Below are 13,229 nucleotides of genomic sequence, written 5' to 3'. Positions count from 1 at the left end.
GTGAAGCTCAGGCTCTGTCGAGCGCGGCGATGATCGGGGCGAAATCGCTGGCCTTGAGGGAGGCGCCGCCGACCAGGGCGCCGTCGACGTTTTCGGCCCTGAAGATGGTCTCGGCGTTGTCGGGTTTGACCGAGCCGCCGTAGAGCAGCGGAACAGCATTGCCGGTGGTCTCGCCGAAGCGGGTGATCAGGGTATCGCGGATGAAATCATGTGTTTCGGCGATCTGCTCCAGGCTTGGCACCTTGCCGGTGCCGATGGCCCAGACCGGTTCATAGGCGATCACGGTGTTGGTGGCGCTGACCGCGTCGGGCAGGGAGCCTGCAAGCTGCGTTGCGAGGATCTCCAGCGTGGTGCCGGATTGCTGCTGCTCGGCGGTTTCGCCGATGCACAGGATGGCGGTCAGCTCGGCGGCCCAGGCGGCCTTGACCTTGGCGTGGATGTCGGCGTCGCTTTCGTGATGGTCGGCGCGGCGTTCGGAATGGCCGAGGATTACATATTGCGCGCCGGTATCGGCGATCATCGCGGCGGAGATGTCACCGGTATGGGCCCCCGCCGCCGCGCTGTGGCAATCCTGGCCGCCGATGGCGATGATGCTGTCCTGCGCCGCCTCGCAGGCGCGGTAGAGCAGCGGGGCGGGCGGGCAGATCACCACCTGCAGCGCGGTGGTGCCGATCATGCGGGAAAGCTCGTCGAGTTCTTCCAGCGCGGCACCGGTGCCATTCATCTTCCAATTGCCAGCGGCCAGTTTGCGTCGCATGTTCTGCCTCTTCTTCATCGCGGTTCCGCTCTGGTAACATCGCGGTGAAGAGGCGGCAACGCGCGCCGGGTGGATTTAAATCTCAGCTGTCGGCGAATTTGATCGATTCACCGCAGCCGCAGGCCTCGGTGACATTGGGGTTGTTGAACTTGAAGCCGGATTCGAGCAGCGAGGTCTCGTAATCGATCTCGGTGCCGAACAGGAACATCTGCGCCATCGGGGCGATCATCACCCGGGCGCCGTCCTGTTCAACGACTTCGTCATTGGGGTCTGCCACATCGACATATTCCATTGTGTATTCCATACCCGCGCAGCCGCCCTTTCGCACGCCGATGCGCAGGCCCGCATGGCCTGCCTGCGCCATCAGCCTGGAGATCTGGCCCGCTGCCTTCGGGGTGATGTTGACCGCTTGTTTGCCGGGGATGCCGAACATGAAACATACTCCTTTGAGCGCAAGATAAGGGGGCGGGCGGGCAATCTCAAGCCGGGGGCAGCGAAATCGCCAATGCCTTGGCGGCGAAGGCAATCAGCAATGCCCAGCCGAAGGAGGCGAGCGTGCCGATGATCACGTATTCGCTGATGCTGCGGTCGCGCGAGACGGTGTCGAAACGCAGGATCGACTTGGCGGCGATCAGGAAGCCGATGCCGGTGGGTTCCCCGATCAGCACCATGAGGTAGATCAGCCCGCGTTCGAGCAGGCCGATGGTGCGCCCGGCGTTGGGCAGGCCGTCGGGCTGCGCGTCGGCGCGGTAGCGCGCCATCAGCAGCCCGACCGCCGGGCCGCCCGCCAGCGTCGCGGCAATGCCGCCGCTGAGCAGCACGGCGGCGGGCAGGATCTCCGTCGCATGACCGGCCCAGAGCCCGGTGTCGACGAGATCGGGAAGCGCCACGGCGATGACCGCCAGGGTGAGCAGATGCGCGGCCTGATCCGCGAGATAGGTCAGGAGGGTGTCGGGCAGGGAATAGACCTTGATCGCGTCGATCCCCAGATGCACCAGCGCCAGCAGCAGCGCGATCTCCGCATGTCCGCCCAGCGCCGCGACGCTCAGCAGGAAGACCGCCAGCCCGTGCAGCGCCAGCACGCCGGGATTGCGTTTGTGGGCGACCATCCAGTCGGTCTGGAACACGAAATCGGCCAGCAGATGCGCGGTGAGCAGGGCGAGGAAAGGGGCCGAGGTGAGAAACGCCATGACGATATCCGGGAACTGGTGACGGGCTGGTTCAGGGTGTGACAGGTAAAATCACCTGCTATTTGGTGAAGCAGGCTTTATCGCCTGTTTTTTTGGTAAGCAGGTTAAATCACCTGCTAGTTTTCATATCCCCCTGTTTCGCCTTTAGCGGGGTTTTCCAGCAGCGTGCAGCTTTCCAGCAGGGCCATGATGCCGGATTGATCGGCCTGTTGCTGCACGCTCTGGCGGGTCTGGCCGAGCCGGTCGGCGACCTCGGATTGGGTCGGGGCCTCGGGAGGGAGCAGCAGATAGGCGATCTCGGCCTGGCGGGCGGTCCAGCCGTCGATGATCTGGTCGGCCAGCGGCAGCAGCAGGCGCAGCGACAAATCGGCTTCGGGAGCGCTCATGCGCAAGGTCCGTTTCATCTCGTCGAGCGCATGGCCCGAATGCAGGAAGGCCACGCCCTCCGCGCCGGAGAGATCATCGCCCGGAATCCGGCCCTGCCCAATCCCGATGCCGATCCGGGAGTCGAGCCCCTTGCCGACCCGGCGCACCGCGGCACGCATGGCCAGCAGCGCCCGGAAGGTGAGCGCCGGGGCGACGGCCATCTGCCAGCCATCGCCGCGAAAGCGGGTAAAGAGGGTGGGAGCGTCCTGCCAGCGCGCGACCTCGTCGGCGGCCTCCTCGAGAGAGCTGAAGATCCGCGACAATTGCTCCGAGCCGAGTTCGGAGGATTTCACGATGTCGCCGGTGAAGACTGCCCAATCCGTCATGTGCCGCTGCGCCTTTTTACCGGGCAATGTCGCAGGAAGCAAAGCGCCGCGCAAGGGCGCGGCGGGGAGACGGGGTAACGGTGGGCGACGAGACCTGCGGCGCGCAGATTACATGAAGCCGAGTTCGAGCCGCGCTTCGTCCGACATCATGTCCATGCCCCAGGGCGGCTCCCAGACCAGCGCGACATCGACCTGCTTAACGCCGGGGATCGGCTCTACCGCATCGGCGACCCAGCCGGGCATCTCTCCTGCCACCGGGCAGCCCGGCGCGGTCAGGGACATCTTGATATCGACCTCGTTGGACTCGTTGATGTCGATCGTGTAGATCAGCCCGAGCTCATAGATATTGACCGGAATTTCAGGGTCATAGACCGTGCGACAGGCTTCGACCACCGACTCGTAGAGCGGATGGTCCGTGGTGGACGGCGCAATCAGGGGGGTTCCTTCGAGCGGCTGGGTCTGGTCGGTCATCGGGGCCTCGCATGTGATCCTGAGCGATTATATAGGGATTGCGGCGACCGGCGTCCAGAGGGCGGGGCCGGTCAATCGCGGCGGTGCGATGCCCATTGTGGCGCGGGTCATTCGCTGAAGTTCACCGAGATGCGCGGATCACCGGGCAGTCCGACATAGCTCGCCGAGGCACCGCCGTTCATCTGCGCCGCGGGCACTAACGGGCCGAAGGAGCCGACGCTGACCAGGTCGCCGGGCTGAAGCGAGACGCCCTTGCCGATCAGCCAGAGCACCGAATTTGCCGGATGACCGAGCACGGCGCTGCCGGGGGCGGTGGAGACCACCGTTCCCGCCCCGTCGCGCAGGGTCACCTCCATATTCGCCAGCGCTGCATCCATGGCCGCGGCGTCCTCCACCGGGATTGCGTCGCCGAGCACACCGAGTTTCGGACCGACGGCCATGGCGGTGAGGGTGATCGCGGTGATCGGTTCGCCCTTGGCCAACATCAGGTCGGGCAATTCGATGAAGGGATGGATCGCGCTCACATGGGCCATGACCTCGCCCGGAGACTCCGCCGCGTTGATCGCAGCGTCGCCCACCACCAGTACCAGGTCGCTTTCCACCATGGGTGTCGCCCCGAAGCGGACAGGAATGGTGGCGCCGTCCGGCAGCATCATCTTCTCGAAGAGCAGGCCGCGCACCGGTTCGTCGACCTCGAAACGCTGCTGTGCCGGAGGCGAGGTCAGACCGGCCTTGTACCCGATCACCTTGCCCATGCTCGGCGCGAGCGCGGTGGCGAGCTTTTCCTGGATACAGAGCGCATCATCCATGCTGCCACCGTCGCCGAGCGCTTTCGCCGGTTCATTGGCATCAAGCGCGGCGACGAAATCGGCAATCTGCGCATCGCTGGCGCAATCGGCATGCGCGGTCGTGGCAGTGATCACGGCGAGGGCGGCAAGGACGATGCGCGGCATGGGCGGCTCCTGTCGGCTGCTGATGCCGACGAGCTTAGCCTGCATTGGGTGCGGCGCAAGTCCTCAGCGGCCCTCGCATCGCTCAGCTCGGGGTATCGTCGAGCTTTGCAACCGGTGTCTGCACCAGCCAGTGACTGCCGGTGGAGACGATACAGGCGATCCCGTTGGCATGGGTGAGCAGCACGGTGTAGCTGCCGCTCTCCTGAGAACTCCAGATCTCCATCAGCGTTTCGCTGTTCTGCAGGCCGCGTGCGGTCAGGGTCTCGTCATATTTGAGGGTGAGTTGCCGCGTCAGATCTTCGTGTTTGGCACAGGCTGCCGCATGAACGGGCGGTGCCAGCGCGACCATGCCGAAGACCAGAGCGGTGGTGAAGATACGTTTGAACATCACATTCTCCTTTGCGGCGTTGCGTCAAAGGGAGACGAATGTTCCAGGAGAATATCGGCCTCCCTACCTATAAAATGTAGTTTGGAGACTGAAATATCAACTCACGCCGCATCACGGATGCGACGTGAAAATGTCATGGGAAGGATCCCGCATGCCGTCTCAGCTGCCTGTTCTGCGCTTGCGCACCGGCTGGGGTTTCACCTTGGCCTCGATCTCGTCATAGAGCTTGCCGACGATGTCCTTGCCGGTGGCGTTCTCGATCCCCTCGAAACCGGGGGAGGAATTGACCTCCAGCACTTTCGGCCCGTCAGAGGAGCGCAGCAGGTCCACCCCGGCCTTGCCCAGACCGAAGGCCCGCGCGGCCCGTACCGCGGTGTCCCGTTCGGTCTTGGTGATCCGTACCACCTTCGCGGAGCCGCCCCGGTGCAGGTTCGAGCGGAAATCGCCCTCCGCCCCGGTACGCTTCATCGCCGCGACGACCTTGCCCGCCACCACCAGACAGCGGATATCCTCCCCCGCCGCTTCCTTGACGAAATCCTGTACGAGGAAGTTGGCCTTGAGCCCACGGAAGGCATCGATCACGGATTCGGCGGCCTTCTTGGTCTCGGCCAGCACCACGCCCTTGCCCTGCGTCGATTCCAGCAGCTTGACGATCAGCGGCGCGGTGCCGACCAGCGCCATGAGGTTGGACGTGTCCTTGGGCGACGCGGCGAAGGCGGTGGCGGGCATGCCGATGCGCTTGGCGGCCAGCACCTGATGGGCATGCAGCTTGTCGCGGCTGGCGGTGATCCCGGCCGAGCCGTTGACACAATAGGTGCCGATGGTCTCGAACTGACGGATCACGGCGCAGCCATAGGGGGTGATCGATGCGCCGATACGCGGGATCACGGCGTCATAGCGCGGCAGCGGCTTGCCATCGTAATGCACTTCCGGCGCCAGGGCGTTGATCGCCATGTAACAGCGGGTGGTGTCGATCACCTCGACCGAATGGCCGCGTGCCTCGCCGACCTCGACGAGACGGCGGGTCGAATAATTGTCCTCCCGGCTCAGCACGGCGATGCGCAGGGCCCGCTTGGGCGCCTCGCGGCGCACCGCGGCGGTGTGATAGACGTCATAGCTCAGGTCAGGCTGCAACCGCTTTTCGGTGGCGGTGATCGAGATATGCCCGTGCAGCGCCTGACGTCCGAGCAGCATCCGGCTGTTCATTCCCGCCCGGTTGGTCAGCGTGATCTCGATCGGCCAGCTCTGCCCGGCCACCTCGAGATTGGTGGCGATCACGAAACGGGTTTCGGATTCGCCGTTCGAAGAAGTCACCTCGCGGCGGTCGATGATCGGCGCGGAACAGGTGATCGAGATATCCTCGCGCCCGGCAATCGGATGCACGTTGAAGCGGACCTTGGGCTTGGCACTGGGGCCGAAGATCTCGATATCATGGGCATGCAGCGCCGAAGTGCGCGCGCCGGTATCGACCTTGGCCTTGAGCGCGGGCAGCCCGAGATCGGGCAGGGCAACCCATTCCTCCCAGCCGAAAGTCAGCTTTTCCATTCGTATGTTCCTCAAACTGGCGTGGATCATCTGCCTATAGGGCGGTGTCTGTGGCATCAAGCCTCCGGGCGATCCTGCGGTGGTGGCGGCAGCATCGGGCGACCGGTCTCATCCTCGATCCGGTGGGCCTCGGCAAGCAGCCGCTCGCGGATCCGGCATTCGATGTCCCAGAAGGTCGCCGGGTTGGCGGTCGGCACTTCGAACCGGACCTTGATCCCGAAGACGCTGTGTTCGGTCACATGGACATGGGCGCGATCGAGCGGTGCGACCTCGTCGGGATCCTCCTCGGCAAGCAGCTCGAAGAACACCTTGCGCAGTGCCGCGACGTCGGCGCCCTGCGCCAGGGTCAGCTCGATCGGGCGGACCATCTCGTTATCTTCAATCGACCAGTTCTCGAAAGCGTCGCTGATGAAATAGCTGACCGGGACGATATAGCGCGTGCCGTTCCAGATCATCAGCTGCACATAGGTGAAATGGATCCGCTCGACGGTGCAGAAATGCCCCTCGAAGATCAGCTGGTCGCCGATCCGCGCGGACCGGTTGAGCGCGATCTGCACCGAGGCGAGGATATTGCCAAGCACTTCGCGGGCTGCGAAACCGAGAACGATGGTCAGCGCACCGGCCGAGGCGAGGAGCGAGAAACCGAGCGTGTTGAACGTGTTGATCGAAGTCAGCACCACGCCGGTCCCGGCGAGTACCGCGATGACGATCACCGCCTTGCGCGCTGCCGAGATCGTTGTCGCCATGGCGCGCATATGGGCGTTCTTCGGATCGGCCAGCTCATAGGGCGTGTTGACGCTGATCCGGTCGAAGATCTCGTCGATGATCAGCACCAGCGCCATCGAGGCGGCGACCACATAGGCGATCAGCAGGATCGGCCCGAGCACCGCATCGATAACCCCGGAAACCACCAGCACCCGTTTTGTCCCGGTGCCGACGATCAGCCCGAAGAGGGTGATCGCGACCGGCCAGGGCAGGGACCGGGCGACGAAACGCACCGAGCGGTGTTTGGCGTGATCGCCGAGCCGACGCAGCAGCCGGAAGGCGGACACCGCCACGATCATGGCCAGCGCCAGCAGCAACGGCACGAAGAGCACTTCCCAGGTATACATGCCCCAGATGCTCTGCTGCCGCGCCCAGGAGGGCAGCGAGGCTTCCAGCTTTGTCGGGCCGTAGAGATCATGCCAGCCCGGGATGTTGTCCACCGTCTGCCGCGAGAAGACCCAGACCGGATCGGCATCCTCGCCGGCCTTGATCCGGTTGATCCGCATCGGCACGTTGTGATCGTCAAGCTCCAGCCGGTCGACCAGGATCGAGCGGCGCACGCGGCCGGTGTCGTTGTTGTCGGGCGAGCCGGAGAGCCAGCCATCGGGGCGGTCGGCCAGTGTGGACCAGGGGATCACCACCTTGCGTTCGAGCACGACCGAGAGCTGGAAGGCGCGCTCGGCGCCGATTTCGGCCTGCTGGCCCTGCGGAAGATCGCTGAGATCAAGAAGATGCGCGGCCTCGCTGTAATGTCCCTTTCTGGTGAGGAAGAGAAAGTTCTCCATCACTGCCATCGGCGTGTCGCGATCGAGCGAGGCGGGGGGCGGGCCGAGACCGAGGTTCAGGCTGTCGGTCTCAAACCAATCCTCCTGCGCCGCCGCCGCGGCGAGGGCGACGAGCGAGAGGCAAAGCATCGTGAGCAGCCGCAGGGTGAGCGGGCGCAGGAAGGAGCAGACAATCCACATAGATCCGCAACTTAGACCGCAACCGCCCAGATCAATAGCCTGCCGTGAAAACCCGAAGGATATCGCGGTGCGACGCCGCGTCTTCTCAGCGCCGCACTGGCCCGCCCGCGATGCGACCGGCGAGGGCAGCCGGGGCTTTCGTTGCATGTTTCCCGCGGCTGGTTTATCGCCGGGTCAAAGCAGAGGATGGCGCGATGACACAGACGGGATTTGAGCTCAGGGCACAGGACGGCAAGGCCCGCACCGGGGTGATCAGGACTACCCGGGGCGAGATCCGCACCCCGGCTTTCATGCCAGTCGGCACGGCCGCGACGGTCAAGGCGATGATGCCCGAAAGCGTCGCCTCCACGGGCGCCGATATCCTGCTTGGCAATACCTATCACCTGATGCTGCGCCCGACGGCGGAGCGGGTCGCCTCGCTTGGCGGGCTGCACAGGTTCATGAACTGGGACAAGCCGATCCTGACCGACAGCGGCGGTTTCCAGGTGATGAGCCTCGCCGGGCTGCGCAAGCTCACCGAGCGCGGCGTGACCTTCAAGAGCCATATCGACGGCTCGAAACACGAAATCACCCCGGAACGTTCGATGGAAATCCAGGCGCTGCTCGGCTCCGACATCGTCATGTGTTTCGACGAATGTCCGGCACTACCCGCCGACCGCGAGCGCATTGCCGAGAGCATGCGCATGTCGATGCGATGGGCCGCGCGCAGCCGCGAGGCTTTCGGGGATCGCCCCGGTCACATGTTGTTCGGCATCCAGCAGGGCGGGCTCGAACAGGATTTCCGCGAGGAAAGCGCCGAGGCGCTCAAGGAGATCGGTTTTGACGGCTATGCGGTCGGCGGTCTGGCGGTGGGTGAAGGGCAGGGCGCGATGTTCTCCTGTCTCGATTTCGCGCCCGACATGCTGCCGCAGGACAAGCCGCGCTACCTGATGGGGGTCGGCAAGCCCGATGACATCGTCGGCGCCGTGGCGCGCGGCATCGACATGATGGATTGCGTGCTGCCCTCACGCTCGGGGCGCACCGGGCAGGTCTTTACCCGCCACGGCGTGCTCAACATCAAGAACGCCCGCCATCAGGACGATCCGCGCCCCTTGGATGAAAACTGCAGCTGCCCGGCCTGTCGCGGCTATTCGCGCGCCTATCTGCATCACGTGTTCCGCAGTCAGGAGATCATTTCCTCGATGCTGCTGACCTGGCACAATCTGCAGTATTTTCAGGACATCATGGCGTGTATGCGTGACGCGATCGCCGCAGGCACGTTCGACGCCTGGCAGGCGGATTTCCATGCCGGGCGGGCCGAGGGCGATATCGAACCGCTCTGAACAGGGTATGACCCCGCGTCAGCACCCCTCACGTGACCGTGTCCGCCCTTGTTGCGCGACTGCTGCTGACTAGGTCTTCTCGCAACGCAACGCGAAAGGACCTTTCATGACCGAGAAATTATTCACGCCCTTCACCGCCGGTGCCATCGATCTGAACAACCGGATCGTCATGGCCCCGCTGACCCGCAACCGCGCCGACGATGACAGCGGCGAAGTGCTCGACATGCATGTCGATTACTACCGCCAGCGCGCCGGGGCCGGGTTGATCATCACCGAGGCGACGCAGATCAGCGCCGAGGGCAAGGGCTATATCCAGACGCCCGGGATTCATACCGAAGGTCAGGTCGCGGCCTGGAAGAAAGTTACCGACGCGGTGCATGAGGAAGGCGGCAAGATCGTCGTGCAGCTCTGGCATGTGGGCCGGATCAGCCATGTGTCGCTGCAGCCCGGCGGCGCCAAGCCGGTCGCCCCCTCGGCGATCGCCGCCGGGGTCAAGACCTTCACCGCCAACGGGTTTGAGGAAACCTCGACACCGCGCGCCCTGTCGCTGGATGAATTGCCCCGCGTGGTGGCCGATTATGCCCACGCGGCGAAGTTAGCGAAGAAAGCCGGGTTCGACGGCGTCGAGGTGCACGGCGCCAATGGCTACCTGCTCGACCAGTTTCTCAAGACCGGCTCCAACCACCGCGATGACGCCTATGGCGGCTCCGTCGAAAACCGGGCGCGGTTGCTGATGGAGGTGCTCGACGCCGTGACCGAGGTCTGGGGCGGAGACCGGGTCGGCCTGCGCCTGTCGCCGTTCTCACCGGCCAACGGTATCGAGGACGCCGATCCGCAGGAAACCTTCGAATATGTCGTGAAGGCGCTGAACCGCTACAATCTGGCCTATCTGCACATGGTCGAAGGCGCCACCGGCGGCTCGCGCGCGCTGGATGAGGGTGAAAGCATCGCAGCGCTGCGCAAGCTGTTTGACGGGCCCTACATGGGCAACAACGATTATGACCGCGATCTCGCGATCAAGGCAGTTGCCGGGGGTGACGTCGACCTGGTGGCCTTCGGGCGGCCCTACATCGCCAACCCTGACCTCGCTGAGCGGCTTGAACGGAATGCGCCGCTGAATGAGGGCGATCAGGAAACATATTATGGCGGGGGGCGTGAGGGATATACCGATTATCCTACCCTGCAGGAAAAATCCGCCGCCTGATCCTGCCGCGCAGAAGCCGACGAAACCTATCCGCCCCGCAGATCCGCTCTGCGGGGCGGCTTTGCAAAAAGCACCGATCAAATCTTGCCTCCCGCCGCGTTGGGGGTCATGTTGGCGAAGCCCCGCGCGGAGGCCCTGTGTCACGTCATAGTGACACCGGGAGGATGACAAGGGATTGAAACAGGCGGGCAGGGTGCACAGATACCTAACCCAGAACAGGAGACAGCGGCGGTTGCCTATGAAGGGGCCCGGTCTGTCTTGCTAATACAAGGAAAAGAGCATGTTAGAGCCTCTGAACGCATCATACCCGGTCTTGCCGCTGCGCGACATCGTGGTGTTCCCGCATATGATCGTGCCGCTTTTCGTGGGCCGGGAGAAATCCGTTCGCGCCCTTGAGGAAGTCATGGCCGATGACAAGCAGATCCTGCTGTCGAGCCAGATCGATCCCGGTGAGGATGATCCCGAAGCGAGCGGCATCTACAAGGCCGGGGTGCTGGCCAATGTCCTGCAGCTGCTGAAACTGCCCGACGGCACCGTCAAGGTGCTGGTCGAGGGGCAGGCGCGGGTGCGGATCACCGAATATCTCGACAACGAAAGCTTCTTCGAGGCGCGCGCCGAATATCTGACCGAGATGCCCGGTGACGCGGCTACCACCAAGGCGCTGCTGCGCTCGGTCGCCGATGAATTCGAGCGCTATGCCAAGGTCAAGAAGAACGTTCCCGAAGAGGCGTTGACCGCCGTCGGCGAATCCGCCGAACCGGCGCGTCTGGCCGATCTCGTGGCCGGTCATCTCGGCATCGACGTCGAGCAGAAACAGGACCTGCTGGAGACCCTCAGCGTCTCCGAGCGGCTGGAGAAGGTCTATGGCCTGATGCAGGGCGAGATGTCCGTGCTGCAGGTCGAGAAGAAGATCAAGACCCGCGTCAAGTCGCAGATGGAGCGGACCCAGCGCGAGTATTATCTGAACGAACAGATGAAGGCGATCCAGCAGGAGCTGGGCGATGGCGAGGACGGCAAGAACGAGGTAGCCGAGCTCGAAGCCAAGATCGCCGAGACCAAGCTGAGCAAGGAAGCCCGGGAAAAGGCCGAGGCCGAGCTCAAGAAGCTCAAGAACATGAGCCCGATGAGCGCCGAAGCCACGGTGGTGCGCAACTATCTCGACTGGATGCTGAGCATCCCGTGGGGCGTCAAGTCGCGCGTCAAGAAGGACCTCGGCAAGGCACAGAAGATCCTCGATGACGACCATTACGGGCTCGAAAAGGTCAAGGAGCGGATCGTCGAATATCTCGCGGTGCAGCAGCGTTCGAGCAAGATGAAAGGCCCGATCATGTGTCTCGTCGGCCCTCCGGGCGTCGGCAAGACCTCGCTGGGCAAATCGGTCGCCAAGGCCACGGGGCGCGAGTTCATCCGCATCTCGCTCGGCGGCGTGCGCGATGAGAGCGAGATCCGCGGTCACCGCCGGACCTACATCGGCTCGATGCCGGGCAAGATCATCCAGGCGCTGAAGAAAGCCAAGACCACCAACCCGCTGATCCTGCTCGACGAGATCGACAAGATGGGTCAGGACTTCCGCGGTGATCCGGCCTCTGCCATGCTCGAAGTGCTTGATCCGGAACAGAACTCCACATTCGTGGATCACTATATGGAGGTCGAATACGACCTCAGCAACGTGATGTTCCTGACCACGTCGAACAGCTACAACATGCCGGGGCCGCTGCTCGACCGGATGGAGATCATTCCGCTGGCGGGCTACACCGAGGACGAGAAGCGCGAGATCGCCAAGCAGCATCTGGTGGCCAAGCAGATCAAGAACCACGGGCTCAAGGCCAAGGAATTCTCCATCGAGGATTCGGCGCTGACCGGCATGATCCGCTACTACACCCGCGAGGCAGGCGTGCGGAACCTTGAGCGCGAAATTGCCAAGGTGGCGCGCAAGTCGCTGACCAAGATCGTCAAGAAGGAAGCCGAGAGCATTACCGTCACGGGCGACAATCTCGAGGAATTTCTCGGGGTCAAAAAGCACCGCTACGGGCTGGCCGAACTTGAGGATCAGATCGGTGTCGTGACCGGGCTGGCCTATACTTCCGTGGGCGGCGAGCTCCTGCCGATCGAGGCTTTGCGCCTGCCTGGCAAGGGCCGGATGAAGACCACCGGCAAGCTCGGCGACGTGATGAAGGAAAGCATCGATGCGGCAAGCTCCTACGTGCGCTCGATCTCGCCGCAGCTCGGAGTGAAACCGCCGAAATTCGACACGCTGGACATCCACGTCCACGTGCCGGACGGCGCCACCCCCAAGGACGGGCCTTCGGCCGGTCTGGCGATGGTGACCTCGATCGTGTCGGTGCTGACCCAGATCCCGGTGCGGCGCGACATCGCGATGACCGGCGAGGTTTCGCTGCGCGGGAACGCCATGCCGATCGGCGGATTGAAGGAGAAACTTCTCGCGGCTCTGAGGGGCGGCATCACCACGGTGCTGATCCCGGAGGAGAATGAGAAGGATCTGCCGGAGATCCCGGACAATGTGAAGGAAGGGTTGAAGATTATCCCGGTGAAACATGTCTCGGAAGTGCTGAAACACGCGCTGGTGCGCCAGCCCGAGCCGATCGATTGGGACGAGGCAGCCGAGGAAGCCGCCGCAGCGGCCCGGATGGCGGAGAAATCCGGCTCCGGCGACAGCCCGACCACCCATTAAGCGCCTCTAAGCGCGAAGAGAACGCCCCGGACCTCCGGGGCGTTTTCGCGTTGGGGCGTCGCATCAGCGGAGGTGTCGGCAGGGCTGGCAATGCCGATTGGTTGGGCGTAGCCTCGGCGACAATTGTTTCAGCTATTGAAGGTGGTTCGTAAGCGGTCGCGGGATAGCACTGTCGGTTCAGCTTGACGTCCTGAAGTTCCACGGCAGCAGATCGTCGATGCGGCT

Annotated in this window: 12 protein-coding genes; 3 read left to right on the top strand and 9 right to left on the bottom strand. The window is 63.8% G+C overall.

From position 1 onward, the window contains the following. Positions 1-7: 7 nt before the first annotated feature. The 9 genes from tpiA to ACFSUD_RS09510 form a co-directional block, all read right to left on the bottom strand. The gene (tpiA, locus tag ACFSUD_RS09550) at positions 8-757 is read right to left on the bottom strand and encodes a triose-phosphate isomerase (protein ID WP_386373785.1); all 750 of its coding nucleotides are present in this window, start codon (positions 755-757) and stop codon (positions 8-10) included. 82 nt (positions 758-839) lie between these two features. Beyond that, positions 840-1,190, bottom strand: a complete 351-nt coding sequence (locus ACFSUD_RS09545; protein ID WP_386373783.1) for a HesB/IscA family protein — start codon at positions 1,188-1,190, stop codon at positions 840-842. A gap of 46 nt (positions 1,191-1,236) precedes the next feature. After that, complete coding sequence (locus ACFSUD_RS09540; protein WP_386373781.1) at positions 1,237-1,947, bottom strand: DUF3307 domain-containing protein; 711 nt, start codon at positions 1,945-1,947, stop codon at positions 1,237-1,239. A gap of 116 nt (positions 1,948-2,063) precedes the next feature. Next, a complete protein-coding gene (locus ACFSUD_RS09535; protein ID WP_386373779.1) occupies positions 2,064-2,699 on the bottom strand; it encodes a hypothetical protein in 636 nt (211 codons plus the stop codon). A 108-nt stretch (positions 2,700-2,807) separates the two neighbouring features. After that, on the bottom strand, positions 2,808-3,170 hold the full coding sequence (locus tag ACFSUD_RS09530) for an SUF system Fe-S cluster assembly protein (RefSeq protein ID WP_386373777.1): 363 nt from the start codon (positions 3,168-3,170) through the stop codon (positions 2,808-2,810). A 107-nt stretch (positions 3,171-3,277) separates the two neighbouring features. Next, the gene (locus ACFSUD_RS09525) at positions 3,278-4,123 is read right to left on the bottom strand and encodes a 2-keto-4-pentenoate hydratase (RefSeq protein WP_386373775.1); all 846 of its coding nucleotides are present in this window, start codon (positions 4,121-4,123) and stop codon (positions 3,278-3,280) included. 82 nt (positions 4,124-4,205) lie between these two features. Further along, positions 4,206-4,511 (bottom strand): hypothetical protein, encoded by a 306-nt coding sequence (locus ACFSUD_RS09520; RefSeq protein WP_386373773.1) that lies wholly within the window; start codon positions 4,509-4,511, stop codon positions 4,206-4,208. 159 nt (positions 4,512-4,670) lie between these two features. Continuing rightward, positions 4,671-6,056, bottom strand: a complete 1,386-nt coding sequence (rimK, locus tag ACFSUD_RS09515; protein ID WP_386373771.1) for a 30S ribosomal protein S6--L-glutamate ligase — start codon at positions 6,054-6,056, stop codon at positions 4,671-4,673. A gap of 56 nt (positions 6,057-6,112) precedes the next feature. Then, positions 6,113-7,786 carry a mechanosensitive ion channel family protein gene (locus ACFSUD_RS09510; protein ID WP_386373769.1) on the bottom strand — a complete coding sequence of 558 codons (1,674 nt, stop codon included), beginning with the start codon at positions 7,784-7,786 and terminating at the stop codon, positions 6,113-6,115. 194 nt (positions 7,787-7,980) lie between these two features. On the opposite strand from ACFSUD_RS09510, the gene tgt reads away from it, so the two are divergent. From tgt to lon, 3 genes are all read left to right on the top strand, one after another. Continuing rightward, the gene (gene tgt / locus ACFSUD_RS09505) at positions 7,981-9,108 is read left to right on the top strand and encodes a tRNA guanosine(34) transglycosylase Tgt (RefSeq protein ID WP_386373767.1); all 1,128 of its coding nucleotides are present in this window, start codon (positions 7,981-7,983) and stop codon (positions 9,106-9,108) included. Between the two features lie 106 nt (positions 9,109-9,214). After that, positions 9,215-10,312 carry an alkene reductase gene (locus ACFSUD_RS09500; RefSeq protein ID WP_386373765.1) on the top strand — a complete coding sequence of 366 codons (1,098 nt, stop codon included), beginning with the start codon at positions 9,215-9,217 and terminating at the stop codon, positions 10,310-10,312. A 280-nt stretch (positions 10,313-10,592) separates the two neighbouring features. Beyond that, positions 10,593-13,004: an endopeptidase La gene (gene lon, locus ACFSUD_RS09495; protein ID WP_386373763.1), complete on the top strand. Its 2,412-nt coding sequence runs from the start codon at positions 10,593-10,595 to the stop codon at positions 13,002-13,004. Positions 13,005-13,229: the final 225 nt, after the last annotated feature.

The organism is Sulfitobacter aestuarii, assembly GCF_042685005.1.
GTDB lineage: Bacteria > Pseudomonadota > Alphaproteobacteria > Rhodobacterales > Rhodobacteraceae > Sulfitobacter > Sulfitobacter aestuarii.
This window is presented reverse-complemented; position numbering and strand designations above follow the sequence as displayed.

Coding starts and splice junctions, on each gene's coding strand:
- tpiA (WP_386373785.1), bottom strand. CDS start 757: ATGCGACGCAAACTGGCCGCTGGCAATTGGAAGATGAATGGCACCGGT.
- ACFSUD_RS09545 (WP_386373783.1), bottom strand. CDS start 1,190: ATGTTCGGCATCCCCGGCAAACAAGCGGTCAACATCACCCCGAAGGCA.
- ACFSUD_RS09540 (WP_386373781.1), bottom strand. CDS start 1,947: ATGGCGTTTCTCACCTCGGCCCCTTTCCTCGCCCTGCTCACCGCGCAT.
- ACFSUD_RS09535 (WP_386373779.1), bottom strand. CDS start 2,699: ATGACGGATTGGGCAGTCTTCACCGGCGACATCGTGAAATCCTCCGAA.
- ACFSUD_RS09530 (WP_386373777.1), bottom strand. CDS start 3,170: ATGACCGACCAGACCCAGCCGCTCGAAGGAACCCCCCTGATTGCGCCG.
- ACFSUD_RS09525 (WP_386373775.1), bottom strand. CDS start 4,123: ATGCCGCGCATCGTCCTTGCCGCCCTCGCCGTGATCACTGCCACGACC.
- ACFSUD_RS09520 (WP_386373773.1), bottom strand. CDS start 4,511: ATGTTCAAACGTATCTTCACCACCGCTCTGGTCTTCGGCATGGTCGCG.
- rimK (WP_386373771.1), bottom strand. CDS start 6,056: ATGGAAAAGCTGACTTTCGGCTGGGAGGAATGGGTTGCCCTGCCCGAT.
- ACFSUD_RS09510 (WP_386373769.1), bottom strand. CDS start 7,786: ATGTGGATTGTCTGCTCCTTCCTGCGCCCGCTCACCCTGCGGCTGCTC.
- tgt (WP_386373767.1), top strand. CDS start 7,981: ATGACACAGACGGGATTTGAGCTCAGGGCACAGGACGGCAAGGCCCGC.
- ACFSUD_RS09500 (WP_386373765.1), top strand. CDS start 9,215: ATGACCGAGAAATTATTCACGCCCTTCACCGCCGGTGCCATCGATCTG.
- lon (WP_386373763.1), top strand. CDS start 10,593: ATGTTAGAGCCTCTGAACGCATCATACCCGGTCTTGCCGCTGCGCGAC.